Genomic DNA, 25197 nt, shown 5'->3' on the forward strand with positions numbered 1-25197 from the left:
AAACCCTATCGAGAATTTCTAGTTAACGAGGACGGCGGCGACGCTGACTTGAGTTCGGACGAGGGCGCTTATTGCCACCACTGCGTACTGACTTTTCAACGATTGGCTGGATGTATGGAACACCAGAAGGCTCCTGTGCACCAGTGATCTTCATTAACTCAGTACTCAAAGGGGTGACACCAACAAATTTTGGAGTAACGCCAGCACGTGAAGTAAGTCCACCAATTGATTTCTGCTGCTTGGTTGTAGCAATTGTTACAACAGTTCCAGCTTCACCAGCACGGGCTGTTCGGCCTGCGCGGTGTAGATAATCCTTGTGATCTGTAGGTGCATCAACGTGTACAACAAGTGAGATTCCATCAACGTGGATACCACGTGCAGCAACATCTGTTGCTACAAGTGCTGCATTAGCTGAATCCTTGAACAGTGCAAGTGTGCGAGTACGAACGGCTTGTGACTTACCACCGTGCAAAGCACCAACTGCAACACCTGCATGGGCAAGTTTGTCAGCTAAGCGATCAGCGCCGCGTTGAGTCTTAACGAACATAATCGTTTTACCGTTACGAGCAGCGATTTGGCTTGTGATGTCATCTTTATCGCCTGGGTTCATAACAAGAACAAAGTGCTCCATAGTTGAAACAGATGCACGGTCATTTTGAAGTGAGTGAGTCTTTGGGTTCTTCAAGTACTGACGAACCAATGAATCAACACCACGATCAAGAGTTGCTGAGAACAACAGACGCTGCCCATCGAGCTTTGCTTGATCCAAGATTTCCTTTACAACTGGCAAGAAGCCCATGTCAGCCATTTGATCAGCTTCATCTAGAACAGTGATCTGTAGGTGATCGAGTTGAACTTCACCCTTATTAAGAAGATCAATTAAACGTCCAGGAGTTGCAACTAAGATTGCTGTGCCACGGCGCATTGCAGTGATCTGCTTTGCATATGACATTCCACCGGCAACAACAACTGATTCATGACCAATTGAGCGAGCAAGTGGCATTAATACTTCATGAATTTGCTGAGCAAGCTCACGTGTTGGTGTTAATACCAAAGCAAGTGGCTTGTGTGGCTTTGCAACCTTGCCGTTGAGGTTATTAAGAAGTGCTAAACCAAAAGCAAGAGTCTTACCTGAACCAGTTTGTCCACGGCCCAAGATGTCATGGCCAGCTAGTGCATCTGGCAATGTTGCAATCTGAATTGGGAATGGATGCATGATTCCCTGCTTTGCAAGGGCATTTACCAAAGGTGCTGCAATTCCAAGATCACTGAAAGTCGTTGTGATTTCAGTGAGTGGAGTTGCATCAACCAAGTTGGCATCAGCTAAATTTGTTGAGATGTAGTTATCGTCAGCGCCAAAGTCGATGGCAGCATTGGTGTGAGTCTTTGATGAGTGCTTGAAATCATCACGAGCATAAGCAGGTGAATCATTACGGCGATCACGAACTGGACGCTCTGTACGGAAGTTAGCTGCGCGAGTATCGGGTGCTTCGCTGCGCTTCTTTGGACGTGTTGGATCAAACTTTTCTACCTTACGTGGAACAAAGTTTGGACGACCATCATCATTACGTGAAACCTTTGCTTTGGCTGCATCACGGCGATTGGTTGGGCGAGTATCTGAAGTCTTGTATTCGCTCTTTTTGAACGCTGGCTTCTTGTATTCAGACTTCTTATTTTCTGGCTTAACAAACTCTTTTTTCTTATCAAAGGCACGCTTAGTGCGATCATCGCGCTGTGCTACAAACTTCTTAGCGCGACTTTCTGGGCGCTGTGATTGTTCAATGCGTGCTGCGCGCTCTTCTGGAGCCTCAATTGGACGTGGCTTTGAGGCAGTCTTTTCTTGGAAGCGCTTTGCACGAAGCTTTGAGCGATCAGTTAAACGTTCTTGCTTCTTTGATTGTGATGATGAATCAACATCTGAATAGCGACGAGTTGAAGCAGGCTTACCTGTTTTAGAAGTAGTTGCAGCGCTTTTACGTGCATTCTTTTGTGCAGTTGTATGACGAGCTTTTGGATCAGCTGCTTTAAATGCAGCTTTCTTCGCTCGCTTAGGCTTACCAACTGATGCTGCGCGACGGGCTTTTCCGGGCGCTGAAGTACGAGGTGTTAATGACATAGAAATACATACCAATCGAGACGACAAGCGCGTCTCGGGTGTGATCGGCGCTCAATGGCCGTCAGGGTGGTGATAAGACTCGCATGTAGTGCTGCGTGTGCAGCACTTGGGGGAAGTTCTTTGATGCGGTTGCATCAACGGGTTAATTCTACCGTGGATTATTCCTTCTCTTTACCATCGGCTAAAGCAGCCGCTATCAATGCTTATGCCATCATTACCGGGTGCATTCACACTCGGCTACTCAAAAAAACAGTTCAAGTTGGATCGGCGTGTATATCGCTTTGGGCATTGTTTGGGGATGCTCATTTATCTTCATCAAATTGGGTCTTGAGTTCCTAACCCCTATCGGCGTGGCTTTTGGCCGTGTTTCCCTAGGCGCACTCACCTTGGTTTTTTGGGCTCGCTATAAGGGAATTGAGCTTCCTAAAGATAAGAAGTTGTGGCTGCACCTATGGGTTGTGGCGTTGTTATTAAATGTAATTCCAGGATTCCTCTTTGCTTTTGCTGAAACAAAAGTCACTTCTATTTTGGCTGGAATTATCAATGCCGTCACACCATTAATGACTTTGCTAGCAATCATGATTGCATTTCGTGAAGAAAAACCTAAGAACTACCAAGTTGTAGGTCTACTACTCGGTTTTGTTGGCGTTCTAACGGTTCTTGGTGCCTGGAATGGCTTAGGTGCCAACCCAATCATTGCCGTCGTTGCTCTTCTCTTTGCAGTTACTTGCTATGGAGTTTCATTTCCTTATTCACGCAAATATGTTTTGCCACACAAATTACAACCTGAAGCAATCGCAGCGGCACAAGTTTCTGCAGGTGCTCTCACGCTACTTCCCTTCTATCTCATTGATGGAATTGCAAAAAATGAATATCGTCCTGGCCCGGTCTTAGCAATGATTGCACTAGGAGTCTTTGGAAGCGGTTTTGCCTATATCTGGAACTTTAGAATTATGGAAGCAGCAGGTAGTGCTATTGCAAGCACTGTTACTTATGTGACGCCGGTAGTTGCCGTAATCGTTGGAATTATCTTCCTAGGTGAATCTATTGTTTGGAACGAACCAGTCGGAGCTTTGATTGTTTTACTCGGCGCAGCTATTGGCCAGCAGCGAATCAAATTGTTTAGATAACAAATCCCACGGGTAGTTCAAGACGATTTGCAGCTAAAAGGGCTGTGTTTGTAAGAATTGATTTAGTTGGTCCATCGGCAACAATGATGCCGCCATTTAAAATAACTGAGCGAGCACAAATCTCATGAGCATATGGAAGATCATGGGTAACCATGACAATCGTGATGTCGAGTGAGCGCAAAATATCCGCTAATTCACGCCGGCTAGCTGGATCAAGATTTGATGATGGCTCATCTAAAACAAGGATTTCTGGCTTCATGGCAAGCACGGTTGCTACTGCAACTCTGCGTCGTTGCCCAAATGAAAGGTGATGCGGTGGTCGATCGCGAAATTCGAGCATTCCAACGAGCTCTAGCGCTTCATTAACTACTGCATTGAGTTCATCTGCCCGCAGCCCCATGTTGTAAGGACCAAATGCAACATCCTCTGCAACTGTTGGCATGAACAGCTGGTCATCAGGATCTTGAAAAACGATTCCAACTTTCGAACGAATCTCTTTGATTGACTCTTTGTTCTTAGAATCAACTAACTGTCCCGCAACATGAATTGAGCCATGAGATGTTGGGTGGATGCCATTCATATGCATTACAAGAGTTGTTTTACCAGCACCATTTGGCCCAAGAAGTGCAACACGTTCTCCCTTTTGGATGGAGAGGTTTACACCGAAAAGAGCTTGATTGCCATCAGGATATGCAAAGGCGAGCTCTTTGATTTCTAGGCTAGGCGTGTTCATTACATTTTTCCAATCAGTAATTGAGCGATAAAAATAGTTGCAGCAACAATCGGATACATCATTGCTTTGAGCCAGACTGTGGCTTTATGTTCAATCTGCTCTTCATGGGGCAAAACCCCTTCATATCCACGAGACAACATAGAAAGGTGAACTCTTTCTCCTCGCTCATAAGAGCGAATGAATAATGCACTAGCAGCTGTTGCCAAGACTTTCCAGTGCTTAACTCCGGTTGCTTCAAAACCACGTGACTCGCGCGCAACCTTCATGCGCTCCATTTCATCGTTTACAACATTTACATAGCGCAACATGAAAGAAGCGATCTGCACCATTAGAACCGGTAGTCGCAAGCGCTCAAGGCCCCGAAGAATTTCTCGGGCTGTTGTTGATGTAGACAAAATAATTGCAGTCATAACACCGAGAGTTCCCTTAGCAACGATTCCAGAGCCGGCAATTAAACCTTCGCGATATAGATCAAAAGGACCGACTTGAATCTTTTCTCCCGTCCCAAAAAATGGCATCAGTATTGCGAAGAAGATAAAGGGAATTTCAATCAATGCGCGCTTAAAAAGAAGAGGAAAAGGAATTTTTGCAATAAAGACCACTGTTAGTAGCCACAGGAAGTAGGCGATGAATGCCCCCCATTGAGTAATGGGGGTAGAGACAACGATCAAAATAAATGCAATAGCAGCAATGATTTTAAGGTGAGATGGAAGGGAGTGAACTAAAGAGTGGCGATGTAGGTAGAGCCGCTCACCCACATCATGACCGTGGTGATGGCTCTCCTGCTCGACTCTAATTTCTATCCTTTTTTTGGTTTACGCGCAAGCAACCTAAATCCAAAACCAGCAACAATTGCAGTTCCTACTACACCGATAACGCCAGCAACTCCCACGGATGCGCGCTCATTTTCAATTCCCTTAACTCCGTAATCTGCCAGAGTTCCCTTTGAATTTGTGTGCTCTTTAGCTGTTTGAATAAAGCCAATGTCCTCGGCGACTTTTTCTAAGCCATCAGGAGAAGATGAGGCATAAAAAGATATAACGCCTGCAAGAAAAAGAGAAACGACTAATCCAGAGAGATAAAATTTTCTATTAGTTAGCACTTCGGATCTCCAACTTCTGAACACTGTTCTTCCATCCATAAACCAAATCACTTCTACTTGCTAAGACCGCACTCACTGTTAAGCCGGTAATAAAAGCTTCGCCAATACCAATCAAGATGTGTGTTCCAACCATTGCACCTAATACAGTGGATACCGAAAAAGTTGCAGTCGCGCCCATTGCATATTGGATTGTGAATCCAACGGCTGCTGCTGGAACTGATAACAATCCACCAATTGCTGCAGCTAAAGAGATTGAAGATTTATTCTTTGGCAAAATCTTGCGCAGCACTAGGAAGATTCCATAGCCAGCCCACACACCAATTACTCCCATGTTAAAAACATTTAATCCAATTGCAGTTAATCCGCCGTCAGCAAATAAGAACCCCTGCATGATCAGTACAACAGCTAATGCCAATGTTGCAGCCCACGGCCCCACCAAAACGGCGGCAAGTGCGCCTCCGAGTAAGTGACCACTTGTTCCTGCAGCAACAGGGAAGTTGAGCATTTGAACAGCGAAGATAAAGACTGCGGTTAATCCGGCTAGAGGCGCGGTTTTTTCATCAAGTTGGGTGCGAGCGCCTTTGAGCGCAGTTGCAACTCCTGCGGCAGCTAAGCCTGCAAAGATTGCTGAAGTTTGGACATCAATAAAGCCATCAGGGATATGCATGCTTAGATCTTAACCTAGATGCAAACCATTCGCATCTGGAAAACAGCTATCCGGCTCTGTCCAAGCCTGCCCTTCTAGCTCAGCCCAGAGGGCCATCTATTTGAAACGAGTTTAAGGTTGGCGGATGCGCCTTGCCTTGGTTTCTCTCTTAGTCCTAGGGCTGATGGCACCGGTTTCTGCGCCGGCGCAAGAATGCAACTGGCAAGCCGGTTGGGTAAAGGCTGAGAATGCAAAGGCCGGAAACAAAAACTGGGATTCAGATGTCGTGATGCGCTTTAGCGCAGATTTCACTCGGCGCAAAGAAGTCAAACGGGTTGAAGGTTATTTCGATCAGGCAAGCATTGGTTGTGGCCAGAGTGCATCCTTGAAAATTATGGGTGCTAGATCAGTAGAAGTCTCGCTCTATCGCATTGGATATTACAAAGGAGCTGGCGCTCGCTTAATCACAACAATTAAAAATGCAAAGCAAATTACAGCAACGCAATCAACCCCACCGGGTCAGTATCTAGTCAAATTAAAATCTTTAGGTTACCGATCTACATTTGTCCCACTTGTTATTACAGGACAAGTGCCAAGTGATGTGACTTTTGTTTCTTCAGTTCTCACGTGGCAGGCATATAACCAGTGGGGTGGAGAGTCGCTCTATAAAGGTGCTGATGGACAGAGAGAAACCAGAGCCATTTCGGTTTCACTTGATCGTCCCTATGACGGTGATGGCTCTGGGCAATTTAGATATATGGAGCAACCTCTTGTTCAGTTGATGGAACAACTCAACTTAGATATCAATTACCTAACGGATATTGATTTAGATAAAACACCTGAGATTAACTCTGCCTCAATTGTGCTGGGTGGACATAGCGAGTATTGGACTCAGGCGATGCGCGATGTGGTTGAGAGAGAAATCTATGAGGGCACGAACTTATTAGTCTTTGGTGGCAATACGGCGTATGCAAAAACATTTCTAATTGACCGAACAATGAATGAGAGAATTCCTTATCGTGACATTAATCAACCGGAATCTTTGTTTATGGGATCACAGTTTTTTGCAGTTGGAATTAAAAAAGATTTAGAAGTGCAGGGCGCACAAAGTTGGCCATTTGATACTCTCGGTAAAGCCGGCAAAATTAAGGGAATTTACGGCTACGAAGCCGATACGGCGATGGGAACGAGCGGTCCTGGCGTTGAAGTCTTGGCACGATCAACTATTAGCCCCACAGAGAAGGGCTTTGTTGCGATGAGCACCTACTACGCAGCACCTAGCGGGGCAGGAGTGTTAAACCTGGGCACTAATGCCTGGGTGTGCGCAATGGCCAATCGCTGCCCGTGGGGCCACAGCTTTGATGCAAAGACTGTGCAACAAATTCGAAAAGTAACCACAGCAATTATTGAGCAAGCCGGGCGAGAAAAGATTGGGAATTGGCGTGTGCCACAGATCGATATTCCCACTCGTCCCTAAGAGTTAGCGTATAGAGTCACACTCGTGAGTGAAGATGACGACATGGAAGAACTCATCACCGAGGAAATGCTTTGGGATCGTATTCCTGAAGTAGATGGCGAAGAACGTGCCAGCACATATTATGAATTAAGTGCTCGAATTTATGCACGTGGACAATACGACGAAGCATTAGCGTTAGCTGAAACTGCGCGCGATATTTACTCAACACTTGGAGACAGTGCGCCAAGTGAAGGCTTAGCTCAGGCATATTCTGCAATTGGTTATAACTTAAATCAATTAAAGCGTATGGATGAAGCTGCAACTGCAATGAGTAAAGCAGTTGAAATTTTGCGCGAGAACAAGTCACCGATTGCACTAGAACTTGCTTGCACATTAGGTGAGTGGTGGTACACCTCAAAGCAGTATGACAAAGTTGTTGAAACAATGAATGAGTGCGCCCAAGAGCATTTAGTAGATGGAAATGAAATTGGTGCAGCAAACGATCTACACCTCATAGGTTGCGCTGAGCGTGAACTGAAAAACTATGAAAGATCTATTGACGCATTTAAAGAGGCCCGCGCGCTATTTAAGCGCAATAAAGAAGTCATTCATGTTGCTCGCTGTGATCAAAAAATCGCATCATGCTTAATTGAATTAGGTGAGGGTGAATTAGCCCTTGAAACTGCCCGTAAAGCAGTTGATGTCTTTGAAACTGGGCATGATCATCGTCGTGAGACTTTTGCTCAATTTGAATACGGCAAAGCACAGATTTTGCTCGAGAAATTCGATGACGCATTAGCCACTTTGGAGCAGGTGCTCTCAGTGGTGAGTGAAGATGAGCCTAAAGACTTTGAATTTATCGTTGATGTTGAGACAAGAATTGCAAAGATTATTCGCATGCAGGGCCGTACTGATGAGGCCGATGAGATTGAACGTCGCCTGAAGTCAGTGCAGGAGACGCTAGATGAAGAGCCGCAGGCTTGATTGAGCATCTAAAAACCCTGTCTGAAATCCGTATAACGATGGTTTGTATGGGAAATATCTGTCGCTCACCTATGGCTGCAGCTGTTCTATCAAATCGCACAGCACAGTGGAGCTCACCCGAGATCATTGTTGATAGTTCTGGAACAAGTGCTTGGCATATCGGTCAAGGCGCACACCCAACTTCGCAAAAAACCTGGGAGAGAGCTGGATACAAATACTCCCACTCTGCGCGCCAATTTAAGTCAAGTGATTTCTTTGAATCAGATTTAATTTTGGTGATGGATTCAAATAACTATAAGAAGGTAATTGAACTTGCACCAGATAATGACTCTCGGAGCAAAGTTTTCTATTTACGTTGCTTTGATCCAGCTCTATCGGCAATTGATCCTGCGTCAGCGCAATTCAATGAATTAGAAGTTCCAGATCCGTATGACCAATCCAGTGAAGTCTATGAAGAGACGCTCGTTATGATCGAGCGCGCCGTAGATGGATTGTTGCAAGAACTATCGCACTAATAAGTGCTGTAACGCCCAGTGATACATAGCAATTGCTCCGGCAGCAGATGCGTTCATTGATCTTGTTGAGCCATATTGGTTAATTTCATAAAGCACTTCACAGATGGCTATTCCTTCATCTGACATTCCTGCACCTTCTTGCCCAAACAAAAGGACGCATTTTTCAGGAAGCTGCGCGGATTCAAGTTGTTTAGAACCAGGAACGTTATCTATCCCAATAATTGGTAACTCATTTTCTTTACACCACACTGCAAAATCTTCAACAGTTGGGTGATGGTGCACAGTTAAATACCTATCTGTGACCATTGCGCCGCGCTTGTTCCAGTCGCGCTTTCCAACGATATGAACACCAGAGACGTTGAATGCATTTGCTGTTCTCACAACTGAACCAATATTCAAATCGTGTTGCCAATTTTCAATAGCAATTTGCAGTTTATGTCGCTTAGAATCTAAATCTGCAACTATGGCTTCAACAGTCCAATACCTGTAGTGATCTAAAACATTTCTGCGATCACCATTGAGTAATAACTCAGGATCAAACTGTGGACCTTCTGGCCATGGTTTTTCATGAGGCCCAACACCGACTACTGGGAAAAATTCACCTGGGCCAATTGAGGCTGGGGTAGTTGGATTAGACATGTATGCACTCTAAACTGAATGCATGTCACCTATCAATATGGTCCTTGTCGCCTCAATTGGCACTAATAGATAGATGCGTGCTCCTAGATTCATAGTTCTACTTGCACTAGCTATGGTTGTTGCCGCAGCGCCTGCAAGTGCCGTGCTATCCCCAGCTTCGATTCCAGCGGCTTTTGAAGAACTCTTAAGTAAGCCGTCTCTTTCCAATCCGGCGATGGTTTTGATTGATGGCACAAGCGGTGAAGTAATTTATGAAAAAAACTCATATTCACAACGCAAACCAGCATCAGTTATGAAAATCTTTTCCGGAGCCGTTGCAATTAAATATTTGGATATGCAATCACGCTTTACTACCAATGTTTTCTTGGGTTTAGAAGAAAAAACTTTGGTAATTCAGGGGAGTAATGACCCTTGGATTAGTTTGAGCCATAGCGTTGCAAATAAAATGGACCGCACCTCCTTACCTTATTTAGCATTCAATACGCTAACTGCCGTCAAAAAGAGTAATAAGGGTTCGCTCAAAGGGATGACAATTTTGTATTCAAATCTATATTCTCAAGATGTCTCAAACCTGAAAGCATTTTGGGCAAAACGTGGTTTTAAACCAGTCATGAAAGCAGTGACTAATGATGAGACCTTACTTAATGCAAATGAGTTCATAGTCGGGGACCAGTCCCCAGAGGTATCCAAAATTTTGGATTACATGATGTTATGGAGTGACAATAATTTGGCTGAGAGATTGGCTCGATTAGCTTCACGGGCCGCGGGAAATTCTTTTAATGACAAAGGTATAGCTGAAGAATTTGAGGCCTTACTAGTTGAATATGGAATCGACTCAAGCAAATTAGTAACTAAAGATGCCAGTGGGTTGTCTAAAGAAAACCGGGTAACTGCGACCATGATGGGTCAACTTCTCTATCAACTGCGCAAAGATCCAAAGTACGCACCTCTCTATGATTCACTTCCCATTGGAGGAATTTCTGGGACTCTACGTTCGCGTTTTCTCACTACAGCGCCAAATGCGGTGGGGTTAGTTCGAGCGAAGACCGGGACATTAAATGGGACTGTGACCTTGGCGGGATATGTTGAGTCAACCGATCGCGAATACATCTTTGTCACTTTGGCTGATGACATCTCTCGTGGAAATGCTGCTAGCGATAAGGCACGAGCAGCCATTGACAGAATATTAGGAAGAATTGCTGCTCCGAATATTCCTGCAGAGATTTCTGCTGTGCCAGCTACACCTTAATTATTTATTATCAAAAATCTTTATTGCGCCACCATAGCAAGCAACCCATGTGCGCGAGGTTGGTGAGTCATAGGTAATACCAATTGGTTCATTACACACTTTTATATTTTGTAAGACTTTCATATCGCTTGTGCGCACTTTTGACATAGTGTCACTTACAAAATTGACTACAAAGAGCGCGGTGCCATCGCTAGAAATGGCAAGGCTTCGCGCAGCTTTTCCAGTTTTCACGCTCTTACCGGCTTTGTTATTAATTAGATCCCACGAAGCAACTTTACCCGATAAATTCATCGTCACGTACATCATTGCGTTATCTGGAGATAAAACAATTGCACGGGGATTACTACCAATTGGAATATAGGAGACAGAGAAATCTTCTAAGTTAATTACATGAATTCGGCTGCCACCCATTTCGGCAACGTAAGCAAACTTGGAATCATTGCTCACTGCAACACCCCGCGGATATCGCCCGATTTTGATCGTCTTAACAACTTTTTGTGAGGCTACGGATATGACGTTGAGGTCATAAGAACACCAGTTCGAAACAAGCACAAACTTGTTATCAGGAGTTGTTTCAACAACTTTAGGGACTGAACCAACTGGATAAACATTATCTATTTCGTAGCTAGCTAGATTAATTCGGTAAAGAAAGCTTGAGTCATATTTAGATGCAGGTGAGCAAGTGTCGTGGCCTTCACGGTTAAAACCTTTGCCATACATCGCGTAGTTGGTTACATATAAATACTTGCCATCAGGTGAATAAGCGCCCTCTACAGGTGACCCTTTATAAATTGATGTGTACTTGGAATACCCATATTGAGAGAGTTGAACAGAGTCTGGCACCGTCTTAACAAGCTCAAAAGTATTTGCGTCATAAATCGTGACGCTGTGTCTATACATCATGTTATGGGCACTTACTAGGCCGCTGCCGGATGATCGAACCGACTTAGGTGAGATATCACCTGTAATAGTCTTAACAAGTATCATCTTGGTATCAGCAGAAACAACCTCACTTTGTGCTGGTGTTGCAATGACACATAGTGAAGTTATCAATAGAACTGCTAAAAAGCTGCGGCGCATTCGCTAACTGTAATGGTAATCACTTAGTCGTCATCGCCTTCATCTCCACTACCCAGAGGCTCACTTGCGAGTGGATTAGTAACCCCAGGAGGAGTTGCTGAGGCTGAGAAGAAACTGGGAAGAATGCACGAGGTTGCTGAGTTAATCTAAGGCAGTGAGCACAGTTATGCGGGGCTACCTCGATCTAATGAAGCTTCGAGTGGTTGAACTGCTCCTAGTCTCTACTTTACCCGCCATGATTTTGGCTGCCAAAGGCCTTCCATCATTTTCACTGGTTGCAGCCACAATTATTGCTGGAACGTTTGCTGCTGGAAGTGCAAATGCTTTTAATATGGTTATTGAAAGCGATATCGACAAATTAATGGAGCGTACTTCAAAGCGACCAATTGTCACCGGTGTCATCACAAAAACAAATGCAGCGATATTCGCAACCATAATCGGAGTTATTTCATTATTGATGTTTTGGTTTCTCACAACTTCACTCGCAACATTATTAGCATTTATCGCAATAGTTTTCTATGTTGTTGTTTACACAATGGCACTGAAGCAGAGAACCTCACAGAATATTGTTTGGGGCGGAGCGGCAGGATGTATGCCTGTTCTTATTGGTTGGGCTGCTGTTACAAACTCACTCTCAATGACTGCACTTGCATTCTTTATGGTTATCTTTTTTTGGACGCCGCCACACTTTTGGGCGCTAGCAATTAAATACAAAGATGATTATTCAGCCGCTGGTATTCCAATGCTTCCTGTTGTTGCAACCAAGGCTCGAGTCCATAAAGAGATGTGGTTCCACACAATCATGATGATTGCTAGTTCGATCTGGCTAATTATTTCTGCCGATCTTTCATTATGGTCAATGGTTGTCACGATCTTGTTAGGTCTTGTTTTTGCCCGTGAATTAATTGCATTAAAAGAAGGATCTGAAAACTACACAAAGACTGCTGCCAAGATATTTCAGTGGTCGATCACTTACTTAAGTTTGCTATCAGTGGTCCTTGTGGCTGCTCAGCTCACCGTTTGAGCATATGTGGAAAATGTGGCTCCTAATCTCAATTTTAGGCTCGTTGATAAAGTATTAACAAGTAATTAACTGTGCCTTGATTGATATGGCAGGATTGCACCCATGTCCAATACGGCAATCTCAGTTACAGACCTAAGCAAGAAATATGGAGATCAAGTGGCGGTTTCCCATGCCACATTCGAAGTTCCCCTTGGAACTATCTGCGGCTTTGTCGGGCCTAATGGCTCAGGTAAAACAACGACGATGCGGATGCTCTTAGGGCTCATTACTCCAACAGGTGGCACCGGTGAAATCTTGGGTGAATCAATTAAGCATCCAGAGAAGTATTTGCCCCGAGTTGGAGCAATGATTGAAGGACCTGCCTTCTATCCGGCGTTAAGTGGAAAAGAAAATTTAAATGTTTTAGCCACCCTCGGCGGATTCTCAACAGATCGTGTCCAAGGATTGTTAGAACAAGTTGGTTTGGGTGATCGCGGGAAATCTAAATTTAAGACATATTCACTTGGAATGAAACAGCGTTTAGGTATTGCGGCAGCATTGTTGCCCAATCCAAAGTTGTTGATGCTAGATGAACCAACAAACGGATTAGATCCAGAAGGAATCCAAGAAGTACGCGCGCTACTTCGCTCTCTAGCTAATGATGGAACATCCGTATTCGTTTCTTCTCACTTGCTTTCAGAGCTTGAATTGATAAGTGATTACCTAGTCATGCTTCGCAAGGGTGAAGTTGTTTTCACTGGGAAAATGAGTGATTTAATGCTGAGCCAACAGCCAGTGATTATCGCTAAAGGTGAAAATGAGAATGACTTAACTTTGTTATTAGCAATTGCGCAGCAAGCAGGACACCATGCAACTATTCGAGATGGAGCCGTTCATGTTCAGGGTCCGGCTGATTGGGCTATTGAGTTTAATCGCGCAGCCTTTAATGCTGGAATTACTCTTTCTCAGCTCACACCACAGTTACCAAACCTTGAAGAAACTTTCTTTGAAATGACAGGTGACAAATAATGTGGAATGTAGCTTTTGCAGAACTACGCAAACTCCGTCGCCCTACTTTGTTTTTTGGCACCATGGGAGCAGTTGTATTCTTCAGCGCACTCTTTTCATCACTCTTATTTCTACTCATTGATTCACCACAGGGAAACTCTGATCGTGGACGCACAGTTGGTCGCGAAGTACTAGGTCTTGCAACAGGTGGGGTTCAGGGATTTAGCAATGTGGGTGGATTTTTAGGAATCATCGCCCTCTGTGTCTTTGCCGCGCAAACTGCTCAGGAATATACCTATGGAACTCTACGTAATTTATTAGTTCGACAACCTGGACGTCTGCGCATATTGCTTGGCAAATTCGTTGCGATGAAGTTGTTTGCATTGCTCATGATTGTTTTATCAGCCATTGTGAGTATCGGTGCTTCTGTGATTTTGGCCCCAGGGGCCGAAGTTTCAACTGATCTTTGGTTTGGCGCAGATGGTCGCCATGCAATCTTTACAACCTTTATAAACGTCACAATTTCAGTCATTGGCTTTGGAACCATTGGAATGGTGCTTGGTTTGCTACTTCGCTCACCTATCAGTGCGATTTCATTTGGTGTTTTATGGTTACTGATCGTTGAAAACCTATTGATCGCAGTTAAAAACTCTTGGGAAAAGTGGCTACCAGGTGCACAGCTCAATGCAATCGCAACTGGCGGAGGCCCAACTGGACGTTCAGAGGGAATCGAATTTTCACAGGCACTTCTAGTTGGTGGAATCTATGTTGCTATTGGGGCAACGGTTGCATCATTCCTATTTGTGCGCCGTGATGTAGCTAATTAGAGACACCAGCACCTAAACACACGGTTTTCTAAAGAACACCATTTATTATTAAGGCCTTCCCCCGGAGGTCTTAACTTGAAAAAATACCGAGCGATTTCACTCGCTCTTGCCCTTGGTCTGACGCTCACAACAGCGCCGGCTTTGGCAAAGACCCCCAAACCAACATTGGCTGAAATTGAAGCTGCAAAAAAAGTTGAAGCTGCAAAGAAAAAAGCTGCTGATGCCCAGGCGGCAAAATTGGCTAAAGCCAATCAAAGTCTTAGAACTCTAACTGCGAAAGCAAATGCAGCTACTGCTCTTTATGTGAAAGCTCAAAGAGAGTTGGCGGTGGCCGTAGCAGCTGCGCGCGCTGCAGCTCAATATGCAGCAGAAACTGCCGCCTCAGTTTCAGAAGCGCATCAAGTTATTGGACGGCTTGCAACAAATGCTTACATTATGGGTGGAAGCATGACCGACATTGAACCGTTACTTAGTTCCAATGGACCACAGGATTTAATAGATCAATTAAGCACACTCAGTAACTTAGGAACTAAGAATTCAATTGCACTCGATCGCTTTAAAGCCGCAGAAGTAATTGCGCGAGCCGCGAAAAAGGCAGCAGATGAAGCAAAGGCTGTGCAGGAAACTGCAACCGAAAAGGTGGAAGCTGCAAAGAAAGTTGCAGATGATGCAAAAGCTGAACAGGCAAAAGAAGTTGCAAAATTACAAAAGGTGCAAGATGCTTTAATGAAAGAGTTGATGAGTGCTAGAAAAGTTAGAACAACTCTAGAACAGCAGAGACAGTTGGCTTTGCTTGAAGAATCTCAAGCTAATCAAGCGACACAAACTGTTGGGCAAAAGAATGTGTGGCCAAATATTGGCTTCAAGGGGCGTTCGACAATTAGAACTACACAAGCAGAGCGAGATAAAGCTGTGGCATTTGCTAAGACTCAAGTTCTTGCGCGAAAGCCATATGTTTGGGGCTCTGAGGGGCCAAATACTTTTGACTGCTCTGGTTTGGTTTATGCCGCATATAAATATGCAGGACTCGGATGGCCTAACTGGGATCGCCTGAACTCTGCGTTGTATTCGGGCTATACAAAGCATGTTTCACTCAATGAGTTGGTGCCAGGAGATCTTCTGTTCTATTCCTACAAGGGAACAATTTCAACGATTCACCACATCACCATTTACGCTGGAAACGGCATGATGTGGGAGGCCAACTCCAAGGGCAAGGGCCTTTTGTACTCAAATATCTACAGCATTAAGGGCTTAATGCCATTTGGTGGTCGGGTCTAGTCTTAAGGCATGAGTTCACAGCTGCCAGCTATTCGCAGTGCAGTTCGCCTCTTCCTAGAGAAAATGGAAGCCGGTGATCGCACTGTTGTTGCTGTATCAGGTGGTGCAGATTCATTAGCTCTTGCTTATGCACTTTCTATGGAAGTCAAGAAGCTAGCGATTCAACTCTCTGCAGTAACAATAGATCACCAACTTCAAAGTAATTCTGGTGAACAAGCAAACCAAGTTGTTGTCCAAATGAAAGAACTTGGCATTGAGTGCAACGTTGTGAAAGTTAATGTTGAAATTACAGATGGTTTAGAAGCATCTGCGCGCAAGGCGCGATATGTTGCATTAGATGAGTTGCAGGCCGATGCAGTTTTCTTGGGTCACACTCACAACGATCAGGCTGAGAGTGTGTTGCTAGGACTTGCACGAGGCTCGGGTACACGATCACTTTCAGGTATGGCAGAGGTAAATGGAAAATACATCAGACCTTTTCTTGCTATTACTCGTGAGCAAACCGAAAGCGCTTGCAGTGAAATTGGTTTAACTCCATGGAATGATCCACACAACAACGATTCACAATTTGCCAGAGTGCGAGTGCGCACGCAGGCACTTCCAGTTTTAGAAGAAACAATTGGTCCAGGAATTTCAGATGCATTAGTTCGTAGCTCGCACTTACTCAGAGATGATGCAGATGCACTTGATCAATGGGCAGAAGAAGAGATTGTTGGATCAGATCTCCATGATTTAGATTGTTCCTACTTACAGGGCCTACCTAGAGCCATCCGATCTCGAATTATCCGCCGAGCCATCTATGACACTGGCGCCCCAGCAGGATCTCTCACAGCTGAGCATGTGGGCGCAGTTGAGGCCCTGATTTGTGCGTGGAATGGCCAAGGTCCCGCTCATTTACCCGGCGGTGTGAAGGTTGAGCGTTTTTCGGGCAGACTTTCGCTCTCACGCCACCAACCATAGGGAGCACCGTGGATTTAGCAGCAATCTCAGGCGATATCGAACGCGTCATCGTCACCGAAGAAGCTTTGCAAGCACGCATTAAAGAACTTGCTGCACAGGTTGATAAAGATTACGAAGGCAAAGACCTTCTACTTGTCGGCGTATTAAAAGGTGCAGTAATGGCTGTTGCCGATCTTTCACGTGCACTTCAACGTCACGTTGAAATGGATTGGATGGCAGTTTCTTCATATGGCTCTGGAACCAAATCAAGTGGAGTCGTTCGAATCTTGAAGGATTTAGATCGCGACATCACTGGCCGCAATGTTTTAATTGTTGAAGACATTGTTGATTCAGGCTTAACGCTTTCTTGGCTTAAATCAAATCTTGAATCACGTGGTGTAGGAAGCGTTGAAATTCTTTCAATCTTGAGAAAACCAGAAGCCGCAAAGGTCCATGTAGATGTTAAATATGTGGGATTTGAAATTCCACCTGATTTCGTAATCGGTTACGGACTAGATTTTGATGAGAAATATCGCAACCTTCCATTTATTGCTGTGCTTGCCAAGCATATGTATTCATAAGAATTCATTCCCCACGAAACGAGACTATTAAGTTATGACTGACGCTAAGAAATCAAAGAAGAAGAGCCCTGTAAAAAAGAGCTTTTCGGGCAAAGCACCGTCTAAGAAGCCAACAACTCGTTCTGGCCGTATTCTTCGTGGACCATTGTTTTGGATTCTTGTCGCAATACTTGGTGTTTCAGTCTTTGGTCAGATCAGTGCTGCAGGAAATCGCTATACACAAATCGAAACTTCACAAGCACTTGATGCAATTGCACGCTCTTCAGTGGAGTCAGCAGTCATTGTTGATAAAGATCAAAAGATTCGCTTGATACTTAAGCCAAGTTCTCCAATTAACGGTGCAACAAAGGTAGAAGCCTCATATGTGGCTCGCCAAGAACCCACGATTATCGATGCTTTAACGGGGAATCCACCTACAAAAGGCTGGAATGTAAAGGTCCCATCACAGTCATTATTAGTTTCATTCTTGATGTCAATCGTTCCTTTCTTACTTATCGGATTCCTGTTCTTCTGGATGATGAGCCAGGCTCAAGGTGGAAATAAGGTATTCCAATTTGGAAGATCGAGAGCAAAACTTCAAAGTAACGATGTTCCAAAAACAACATTTAAAGATGTAGCTGGCGCTGAAGAAGCTATTGCTGAACTTGATGAGATCAAGGATTTTCTGGCTAACCCAGATAAGTACGGCGCGCTAGGTGCGAAAATTCCAAAGGGTGTTCTGCTCTTTGGTCCTCCAGGAACAGGAAAGACTCTTCTTGCTCGCGCAGTTGCCGGTGAAGCAAATGTTCCTTTCTATTCAATCTCAGGTTCTGATTTCGTAGAAATGTTTGTTGGTGTTGGAGCCGCACGTGTTCGCGATCTATTTAATCAAGCCAAAGAGAATGCACCTGCAATTGTCTTTGTAGATGAAATCGATGCCGTTGGTCGCCAGCGTGGTGCAGGCATGGGTGGCGGTCATGATGAGCGCGAACAAACTCTTAACCAGTTACTAGTTGAGATGGATGGCTTTGAAGAAAATACTAAAGTTATTTTGATTGCCGCAACTAACCGACCAGATGTTTTGGATCCAGCTCTGCTTCGTCCAGGACGCTTTGATCGCCAAATTGCTGTTGATCGCCCAGATCTTAAAGGACGTGAAGCAATTCTTGCTGTGCACGCGAAGGGCAAACCATTAAGTGATGATGTCAAGCTTTTGGATTACGCACGTCGTACACCAGGATTTACAGGAGCAGATCTAGCTAACGTTCTAAACGAAGCCGCTTTGCTCACAGCGCGTGAAGAGAAGAAGTTAATTACTAACAAAGAACTTGATGAGTCAATTGACCGCGTTATGGCTGGACCGCAGCGTAAATCAAGGATTATGAGTGATTCTGAGCGCCGAGTAACGGCTTATCACGAGGCAGGCCATGCACTTGTCGCACATGCCTTGCCACATACTGATCCAGTTCACAAAATTACAATCATGCCTCGCGGTCGCGCACTTGGTTACACCATGGTGCTACCTGATGAAGATAAGTACTCAACCACTCGCAATGAACTATTAGACCAATTGGCATATTCATTAGGTGGTCGCGCAGCAGAAGAATTGATTTTCCATGATCCATCAACTGGTGCATCAAATGATATTGAAAAGGCAACTGCGCTTGCCCGTAACATGGTCACTCAATATGGAATGACTGAAGCAATTGGTGCAATCAAACTTGGTGGTGGAAGTACTGAGCCGTTCATGGGTCGTGACTACGGACATCAACGTGACTATTCAGAAAACATTGCAGCTGTTGTTGACCGCGAAGTTCGCACACTTATTGAAAATGCTCATCAAGAAGCATTTGATATCTTGGTTGCAAATCGAAAGATTCTTGATGAGATGGTCTTAGAACTACTTGAAAAGGAAACTCTCAACAAGGACGATATTGCCGTTATCTTTAAAAAGGTTCGTGCAGTCACACCACGTCCAGCCTGGACTGGTTCACCTACTCGAATTCCTTCAACACAACCTCCGGTTGATGTTCCCGAAAGAATTGTTGAAGAAGTAACTGAAACAAAGAAGCCAACACGTCGAAAGAAGTCTGCAAGTGACGATAAGTAAAGTCTCAGTGACCGATGGTCGCGCTTCAGGTCCTTATGACCAAGCGCGCGCAGAAAAAGCTGTGCGCGAACTACTTCTTGCTTTGGGTGAAGATCCAGATCGTGAAGGCCTAAAAGAAACTCCTGCGCGCGTAGCAAGGGCGATGAAAGAAAACTTTGAAGGCCTATGGCAATCACCAGAAGATGTTTTAACTACAACTTTTGATATTGGCCATGAAGAGCTAGTAATTGTGCGCGATATTGAGGTCTTTTCACACTGTGAGCACCACCTAACGCCTTTCCATGGTGTTGCACATGTTGGTTACATCCCAAGTGGGAAAATCACTGGGCTTTCCAAGATTGCCCGTTTAGTAGATATGTATTCACGCAGACCACAAGTGCAAGAGCGTCTGACTACTCAGATTGCTGATGCAATGGTTGAAATCTTGAACCCACTGGGTGTAATTGTGATTATTGATTGCGAGCATTTGTGTATGTCAATGCGCGGAGTTAAGAAGTCCAATGCACGCACAACAACAAGTGCTGTGCGCGGAGTATTACAAAACACGGCAACTCGTGCTGAAGCGATTAGCTTAATTACAACTCGGTAAACACCATGATTGTCATGGGCATTTTAAATGTCACACCAGATTCTTTTGCTGACGGCGGACGTCATAATGATTTAGAAGCAGCAGTAAATCGTGGACACGAAATGTTGGCTGAGGGCGTTGACATCATTGATATCGGTGGTGAATCAACTAAGCCAGGTGTTGATCGCGTGTCAGAGGAAGAAGAACTCGCTCGAGTAATCCCAGTAATAAAAGAGTTAGCAAAAGTTGGTGCACGAATTAGCATCGACACAATGCGAGCAAGTACGGCAAGAGCTGCAATTGAAGCTGGCGCTCAAATCATTAATGATGTCAGCGGTGGATTAGCCGATCCGGATATGTTGCCAACAGCAGCGAAATTAGGCGTGCCATACATAGCGATGCATTGGCGCGGGCACTCTAAAGATATGAATTCACGGGCAGTGTATGGCGATGTAGTTAGAGATGTTATTTCAGAGATGCAGGAGAGAGTCAGTGCAGCTTTAGATGCTGGAATTACTAAAGAGAATTTGATTATTGATCCAGGCATAGGCTTTGCCAAAGATGCCCATCACAACTGGGAAATCATTGATTCCATTGATGAATTCGTGGCCCTTGGCTATCCGGTGCTAATCGGGGCATCGCGTAAGCGCTTTCTTGGTGGAGACAATCCCGATGAGCGCGAAGCAGCAACTATCGAGCTAACTAAACGCCTATCCACATCAGGCATCTGGGGAGTTAGAGTTCACTCTGTGAAACCTCACAAGGAAGTTCTTAACTCATGAGTGATCAGATATTTCTAACTGGTATTGCAGGTTTTGGATATCACGGCCTCTTTGATCATGAGCGCCAAAATGGTCAGGATTTCTTTGTTGATATCGCATTGACGGTGGATTTAACCTCTGCCTCTAAAAGCGATGAAATTAGTGACACCGTGAATTATGCAGAGATTACGAACTTAGTTGTAGCTCACATAACCACTCAACCAGTTAACTTGATTGAGAAATTAGCTGGTCGCATTGCAGATCACATTCTTAAAGACCACACTAAAGTTTTAGAAGCTACGGTTACTGTTCATAAGCCACAAGCCCCAGTAGATGCAGTGCTTAAAGATATTGCCGTGCAGGTTACACGTAAGCGATGAAGGCAGTTATTGCACTCGGTGCAAATATTGGAAATCCAAAAGAAAATCTAGATATCGCTGTTGCTCTATTGAAAGAGGCAACTAATTTTCAAAGCCTCTCTTCTTATTACTCCACAGCACCGGTGGGTGGGCCAGAGCAGCCTGACTATCTCAATGCCGTGTGTATTGTTGAAAGTGAATTACCAGCAACAGATTTGCTTTCACTTTTGCATGGTATTGAAAAATCTATGGGGCGAGAGAGAATTGAACACTGGGGACCAAGAACTATTGATTTAGATCTTATTCAATACGGTTCACTATTAAGTAAAAGTGAAGAGCTAGAACTTCCACATCCACGGGCGCATGAGCGTCGCTTTGTTTTAGAGCCTTGGTTTGAAATAGAACCCGATGCCATCCTGCTTACACATGGGAAAATAAGCCAGCTTTTGGAACAATTGCCTAAGTAAGCGTAAACTTTTCACATCTTGCCCGGTACCTGAAAGGACTGGAGCCACACGATGACTGTATTAGTGCCAACTATGGGCGCCTTGCATAAAGGCCACCAAGCGTTGATTAAGCGTGCTCGCAGCATGAGCAAAGAAGTTGTTGTGAGTATTTTTGTTAACCCACTTCAATTTGAAAATACAGATGATCTTAGAAATTATCCACGAAGTCCTGAAAGAGATATCCAGTTAGCAACTTTGGCTGGTGCTACAGAAGTGTGGATGCCTGAGTATGAAGAGATTTATCCAGCTGAGATTAAGAAGTTAAGTGCAGGCCCATTAGGTGCGCTCTATGAGGGCCAATCTCGTCCTGATCACTTTGATGGTGTTGTAACAGTTGTTAATCGCTTATTTGAAATTGTTAAACCAGAATCAGCAGTCTTTGGAGAAAAAGACTTTCAGCAATTAGCAATCATTAAAGCCATGAAGAGTAAAGTGGAGATTATTGGAGTGCCAACCGTTCGCGAATTTGATGGCCTTGCCCTTTCTTCTCGCAATGTTCGCTTGAGTGAACAAGGACGAGTAAGTGCAAATGTCATTCAAAGAGCTTTAGCTGCAGCCCATTTGGCACCAAGTGTTGTCATTGCTCAAGAGATCATTGATTCAACACTTGCTACTGAGACTGGATTTAAAAAGGACTATGCAGCAATTATCGATGAAGATTCATTTGAAATAGCAAGGGATGAAACACGTAATAAACGGGCAATTATCGCGGGCTGGATAGATGGAGTTCGATTGATTGACAACATGAAAATGGGAGAGGGGCGTTAAGTGTTACTAACAATTGATGTGGGTAATACCAATACCGTACTGGGAGTTTTCAAAGGGGATGAATTAGTGCGCTCATGGCGCGTTAAAACAGATCCACGCAGCACAGCTGATGAACTCTGGTTGCAATACCGCTCACTTGTGGATGGCTATGAAATTACTGGCTTATCAGTGTGTTCAACTGTTCCAGCTACTTTGCGAGAACTACGCTCCATGATTGATGATTATTTCTCAGACATCAGAGTGACAATTGTTGAACCTGGAATCAAAACAGGTGTGCCACTTCTAGTTGATAACCCAAAAGAGATTGGCGCTGACAGAATTGTTAATACATTAGCTGCACACACCCTTTTTGGTGGTCCAGCAATTGTGGTTGATTTTGGTACTTCTACTAATTTGGATGTTGTTTCACCTAAAGGTGAATTCCTAGGAGGTGCACTTGCCCCAGGAATTGAGATCTCTGTTGATGCCCTAGCTGCTCGCGCTGCTCAACTTCGTAAAGTTGAATTAGTTCGCCCAAAGAATGTAATTGGTAAGAACACAGTTGAAGCTCTTCAATCCGGAACAATCTTTGGATTTGCCGGACAAGTAGATGGATTAGTCGATCGTATTTCAGCTGAACTTCTTGAAAGCTATTCACAAGCGCCAACAGTCATCGCCACAGGTGGCTTAGCCCCGCTGATAATTGGTGTTTCTGAAACTATCGACCATCATGAGCCAGATTTAACGCTCATTGGCCTTCGTTTGATTCACGAACGAAATGCCTAACTCGGTAGACTTCGCCTCATTATGAGCACAGAGAACGCACCTATTGAAGAGGATCTGCCAGAGCAGCTTCGCATCCGCCGTGAAAAGCGTGCATCGCTACTAGAGGGTGGAATTGAGCCATATCCAGTCTCTGTGCCAAGAACTAAAACTTTAAAAGAAGTTCGTGAAAAGTATTCAGCCCTTGAAATCGATGTTGCAACGGGTGATATCGAATCCTTAACGGGTCGCATTATCTTCAAGCGCGACACAGGAAAGCTTTGTTTTGCAACCCTTCGCGAAGGCGATGGAACTGAACTACAAGCAATGTTTTCACTGGACAAAATTGGTCAAGAATCAATTGACTCCTGGAAATCAGATATTGATTTAGGTGACATTGTTTCTGTTACTGGTGAAATCATTACATCAAAGCGCGGGGAACTTTCTATTCTTGCTAACTCATGGAAGTTAGCTTCTAAATCTCTTCGCCCACTTCCAAATGATCACAAGCCAATGTCTGAAGAGACTCGTGTTCGCATGCGTTATGTGGATTTGATTGTTCGCCCTGAAGCTCGCAGTAATGCACGTTTGCGTCCGCAGGTCATGCGCTCACTTCGCGAAACTTTCCATGACCAAAACTTCATTGAGGTAGAAACACCGATGCTGCAGGTTATGCATGGTGGGGCTGCTGCTCGACCATTTAAATCTTTCTCTAACGCCTATGACATGGATCTTTACCTACGTATTGCTCCAGAGCTCTTTCTTAAGCGCTGTGTTGTTGGTGGGATAGAGCGCGTATTTGAAATTAACCGAAATTTCCGCAATGAAGGTGCTGACTCTTCTCACTCACCAGAGTTTGCAATGATCGAGAGCTATCAGGCATATGGTGATTGGCGCAGCATTGCTGACTTAACTCGTGAACTTGTTCAAAACGCTGCAATGGCAGTTGCTGGTTCACACGTTGTTACCCACCATGATGGTCGCCAAGCAGATCTAGGTGGAAAGTGGCGCGAAATATCCTTATACGACGCTATCTCTGAAGGCGTTGGCCAGAGCGTTACCGCGCTTACCCCTATTGCCGAACTAAAAACAATTGCCACAAAGCTAGGAATGAAGATTGATCCAAAGTGGATAACAGGCAAGTTAGCTGAAGAAATATTTGAGCACGTTGCTAAAGATCAGTTGATTGCACCTACTTTTGTGATGGGTTTCCCAGTTGATACTTCTCCACTGGTTCGTGCACATCGTGATATTCCTGGTGTAGCTGAAAAATGGGATCTCTATGTTGATGGTTTTGAATTAGCAACTGGTTACTCAGAGTTAATTGATCCAGTTATTCAGAGAGATCGCTTAGTTGAGCAGGCAACACTTGGTGCTAAGGGAGATCTTGAAGCAATGCAAGTAGATGAAGATTTCTTGCGCGCTATGGAGTTTGGAATGCCACCTATGGGTGGAATGGGAATGGGCGTTGATCGTTTGTTAATGGCACTAACTGGACTTGGAATTCGCGAGACTATTTTGTTCCCATTAGTAAAGCCTGAGGTTGAGTAAGAATGGTTCTTGTTCGCCCTGCAAAAACTAATGACGTGAAAGCTATTCGCGCACTTGTTGATTCCTATGCAGCCCCTGGGCAAATGCTCTCTAAGGAAACAGTTACATTGTATGAAAGCGTTCAAGAATTTATCGTTGCTGAAGTAGATGGTGTAGTTGTTGGTTGCGGAGCACTTCACATTCTTTGGGAAGATCTTGCAGAAGTTCGCACCATGGCTGTTAAGAAAGAGCTCAATCGCCAAGGTGTTGGTCATAAAATTTTGGAAGCGATTATTAAACGTGCTGGTGAAGTAGGCGTAGAAAAGCTTTTCTGCCTAACTTTCCAAACTGAGTTCTTTGGGGCCCATGGCTTTGAAGTCATTGAGGGAACCCCGGTTAACCCAACGGTCTATGCCGAGCTTCTGCGCTCCTATGACGCCGGTGTGGCTGAGTTCTTAGATCTTGAATCAGTGAAGCCAAATACCCTGGGCAACACCCGAATGCTCAAGAAACTGGCCTAGATATAGCCTCATCCGGGCATAAATGACCCAGTTATTGGGTTGTAAAAGACAGTAGCAATCCACCTCGC

At 44.5% G+C, this 25197-nt stretch carries 27 protein-coding genes; 20 read left to right on the forward strand and 7 right to left on the reverse strand.

What is annotated here, in order from left to right; translation table 11 throughout:
- Positions 1-22 precede the first annotated feature (22 nt).
- A complete protein-coding gene (locus tag A7sIIA15_RS07055) occupies positions 23-2116 on the reverse strand; it encodes a DEAD/DEAH box helicase (protein WP_190279142.1) in 2094 nt (697 codons plus the stop codon).
- 269 nt (positions 2117-2385) lie between these two features.
- On the opposite strand from A7sIIA15_RS07055, the gene A7sIIA15_RS00425 reads away from it, so the two are divergent.
- On the forward strand, positions 2386-3246 hold the full coding sequence (locus tag A7sIIA15_RS00425) for a DMT family transporter (protein ID WP_223298259.1): 861 nt from the start codon (positions 2386-2388) through the stop codon (positions 3244-3246).
- Here the strand turns inward: A7sIIA15_RS00425 and A7sIIA15_RS00430 are convergent.
- From A7sIIA15_RS00430 to A7sIIA15_RS00445, 4 genes are read right to left on the reverse strand one after another with little or no spacing between them, the layout of a single operon-like run.
- Positions 3239-3979: an energy-coupling factor ABC transporter ATP-binding protein gene (locus tag A7sIIA15_RS00430; protein ID WP_095685303.1), complete on the reverse strand. Its 741-nt coding sequence runs from the start codon at positions 3977-3979 to the stop codon at positions 3239-3241. The genes A7sIIA15_RS00425 and A7sIIA15_RS00430 overlap by 8 nt on opposite strands.
- A complete protein-coding gene (cbiQ, locus tag A7sIIA15_RS00435) occupies positions 3979-4737 on the reverse strand; it encodes a cobalt ECF transporter T component CbiQ (RefSeq protein WP_095685304.1) in 759 nt (252 codons plus the stop codon). The genes A7sIIA15_RS00430 and cbiQ overlap by 1 nt, the downstream gene beginning before the upstream one ends.
- Positions 4738-4778: 41 nt before the next feature.
- Positions 4779-5081, reverse strand: a complete 303-nt coding sequence (locus tag A7sIIA15_RS00440; RefSeq protein ID WP_223298260.1) for a PDGLE domain-containing protein — start codon at positions 5079-5081, stop codon at positions 4779-4781.
- The gene (locus A7sIIA15_RS00445; RefSeq protein ID WP_095685306.1) at positions 5071-5748 is read right to left on the reverse strand and encodes an energy-coupling factor ABC transporter permease; all 678 of its coding nucleotides are present in this window, start codon (positions 5746-5748) and stop codon (positions 5071-5073) included. The genes A7sIIA15_RS00440 and A7sIIA15_RS00445 overlap by 11 nt, the downstream gene beginning before the upstream one ends.
- Positions 5749-5872: 124 nt before the next feature.
- On the opposite strand from A7sIIA15_RS00445, the gene A7sIIA15_RS00450 reads away from it, so the two are divergent.
- From A7sIIA15_RS00450 to A7sIIA15_RS00460, 3 genes are read left to right on the forward strand one after another with little or no spacing between them, the layout of a single operon-like run.
- Positions 5873-7204 (forward strand): N,N-dimethylformamidase beta subunit family domain-containing protein, encoded by a 1332-nt coding sequence (locus tag A7sIIA15_RS00450; RefSeq protein ID WP_095685307.1) that lies wholly within the window; start codon positions 5873-5875, stop codon positions 7202-7204.
- Between the two features lie 42 nt (positions 7205-7246).
- Positions 7247-8167: a tetratricopeptide repeat protein gene (locus A7sIIA15_RS00455; protein ID WP_095657740.1), complete on the forward strand. Its 921-nt coding sequence runs from the start codon at positions 7247-7249 to the stop codon at positions 8165-8167.
- Positions 8164-8682, forward strand: a complete 519-nt coding sequence (locus A7sIIA15_RS00460) for a low molecular weight protein-tyrosine-phosphatase (protein WP_150123716.1) — start codon at positions 8164-8166, stop codon at positions 8680-8682. The genes A7sIIA15_RS00455 and A7sIIA15_RS00460 overlap by 4 nt, the downstream gene beginning before the upstream one ends.
- On the opposite strand, the gene A7sIIA15_RS00465 is transcribed toward A7sIIA15_RS00460, so the two are convergent.
- Complete coding sequence (locus A7sIIA15_RS00465; RefSeq protein ID WP_095685309.1) at positions 8671-9321, reverse strand: TrmH family RNA methyltransferase; 651 nt, start codon at positions 9319-9321, stop codon at positions 8671-8673. The genes A7sIIA15_RS00460 and A7sIIA15_RS00465 overlap by 12 nt on opposite strands.
- Positions 9322-9394: 73 nt before the next feature.
- On the opposite strand from A7sIIA15_RS00465, the gene A7sIIA15_RS00470 reads away from it, so the two are divergent.
- Positions 9395-10570, forward strand: a complete 1176-nt coding sequence (locus tag A7sIIA15_RS00470; protein WP_095685310.1) for a D-alanyl-D-alanine carboxypeptidase/D-alanyl-D-alanine-endopeptidase — start codon at positions 9395-9397, stop codon at positions 10568-10570.
- Here the strand turns inward: A7sIIA15_RS00470 and A7sIIA15_RS00475 are convergent, their stop codons facing one another.
- Positions 10571-11650, reverse strand: a complete 1080-nt coding sequence (locus tag A7sIIA15_RS00475) for a YncE family protein (protein ID WP_095685311.1) — start codon at positions 11648-11650, stop codon at positions 10571-10573. It abuts the gene before it with no gap.
- A gap of 154 nt (positions 11651-11804) precedes the next feature.
- On the opposite strand from A7sIIA15_RS00475, the gene A7sIIA15_RS00480 reads away from it, so the two are divergent.
- The 15 genes from A7sIIA15_RS00480 (at position 11805) to A7sIIA15_RS00550 (ending at position 25129) form a co-directional block, all read left to right on the forward strand.
- Positions 11805-12674, forward strand: coding sequence for a heme o synthase (locus tag A7sIIA15_RS00480; RefSeq protein WP_223298262.1), 870 nt, complete (start codon positions 11805-11807; stop codon positions 12672-12674).
- A gap of 102 nt (positions 12675-12776) precedes the next feature.
- The gene (locus A7sIIA15_RS00485; protein ID WP_095685313.1) at positions 12777-13682 is read left to right on the forward strand and encodes an ABC transporter ATP-binding protein; all 906 of its coding nucleotides are present in this window, start codon (positions 12777-12779) and stop codon (positions 13680-13682) included.
- Complete coding sequence (locus A7sIIA15_RS00490) at positions 13682-14488, forward strand: ABC-2 family transporter permease (protein WP_095685314.1); 807 nt, start codon at positions 13682-13684, stop codon at positions 14486-14488. Before A7sIIA15_RS00485 ends, A7sIIA15_RS00490 begins: the two co-directional genes overlap by 1 nt.
- 75 nt (positions 14489-14563) lie before the next feature.
- Positions 14564-15766, forward strand: a complete 1203-nt coding sequence (locus A7sIIA15_RS00495) for a C40 family peptidase (protein WP_095685315.1) — start codon at positions 14564-14566, stop codon at positions 15764-15766.
- Positions 15767-15775: 9 nt separating this feature from the next.
- Positions 15776-16726, forward strand: coding sequence for a tRNA lysidine(34) synthetase TilS (tilS, locus tag A7sIIA15_RS00500; protein WP_095685316.1), 951 nt, complete (start codon positions 15776-15778; stop codon positions 16724-16726).
- A gap of 8 nt (positions 16727-16734) precedes the next feature.
- Positions 16735-17286, forward strand: coding sequence for a hypoxanthine phosphoribosyltransferase (gene hpt, locus A7sIIA15_RS00505; protein ID WP_095657726.1), 552 nt, complete (start codon positions 16735-16737; stop codon positions 17284-17286).
- A 34-nt stretch (positions 17287-17320) separates the two neighbouring features.
- Positions 17321-19375 (forward strand): ATP-dependent zinc metalloprotease FtsH, encoded by a 2055-nt coding sequence (gene ftsH / locus A7sIIA15_RS00510; protein WP_095685317.1) that lies wholly within the window; start codon positions 17321-17323, stop codon positions 19373-19375.
- Between the two features lie 7 nt (positions 19376-19382).
- Positions 19383-19964, forward strand: coding sequence for a GTP cyclohydrolase I FolE (folE, locus tag A7sIIA15_RS00515; RefSeq protein ID WP_095685318.1), 582 nt, complete (start codon positions 19383-19385; stop codon positions 19962-19964).
- Between the two features lie 5 nt (positions 19965-19969).
- Positions 19970-20725: a dihydropteroate synthase gene (gene folP, locus A7sIIA15_RS00520; protein ID WP_095685319.1), complete on the forward strand. Its 756-nt coding sequence runs from the start codon at positions 19970-19972 to the stop codon at positions 20723-20725.
- Positions 20722-21084: a dihydroneopterin aldolase gene (folB, locus tag A7sIIA15_RS00525; RefSeq protein WP_095685320.1), complete on the forward strand. Its 363-nt coding sequence runs from the start codon at positions 20722-20724 to the stop codon at positions 21082-21084. The genes folP and folB overlap by 4 nt, the downstream gene beginning before the upstream one ends.
- The gene (gene folK / locus A7sIIA15_RS00530) at positions 21081-21530 is read left to right on the forward strand and encodes a 2-amino-4-hydroxy-6-hydroxymethyldihydropteridine diphosphokinase (RefSeq protein ID WP_095685321.1); all 450 of its coding nucleotides are present in this window, start codon (positions 21081-21083) and stop codon (positions 21528-21530) included. The genes folB and folK overlap by 4 nt, the downstream gene beginning before the upstream one ends.
- Before the next feature lie 51 nt (positions 21531-21581).
- On the forward strand, positions 21582-22337 hold the full coding sequence (panC, locus tag A7sIIA15_RS00535) for a pantoate--beta-alanine ligase (protein WP_095685322.1): 756 nt from the start codon (positions 21582-21584) through the stop codon (positions 22335-22337).
- Positions 22338-23102 carry a type III pantothenate kinase gene (locus A7sIIA15_RS00540; protein ID WP_095685323.1) on the forward strand — a complete coding sequence of 255 codons (765 nt, stop codon included), beginning with the start codon at positions 22338-22340 and terminating at the stop codon, positions 23100-23102.
- 21 nt (positions 23103-23123) lie between these two features.
- A complete protein-coding gene (gene lysS, locus A7sIIA15_RS00545) occupies positions 23124-24629 on the forward strand; it encodes a lysine--tRNA ligase (protein WP_095685324.1) in 1506 nt (501 codons plus the stop codon).
- A gap of 2 nt (positions 24630-24631) precedes the next feature.
- Complete coding sequence (locus tag A7sIIA15_RS00550; RefSeq protein ID WP_095685325.1) at positions 24632-25129, forward strand: amino-acid N-acetyltransferase; 498 nt, start codon at positions 24632-24634, stop codon at positions 25127-25129.
- The last annotated feature ends 68 nt before the right edge of the window (positions 25130-25197 follow it).

Source organism: Candidatus Planktophila vernalis, assembly GCF_002288185.1.
In the GTDB taxonomy this organism is placed as follows: Bacteria; Actinomycetota; Actinomycetes; order Nanopelagicales; family Nanopelagicaceae; genus Planktophila; species Planktophila vernalis.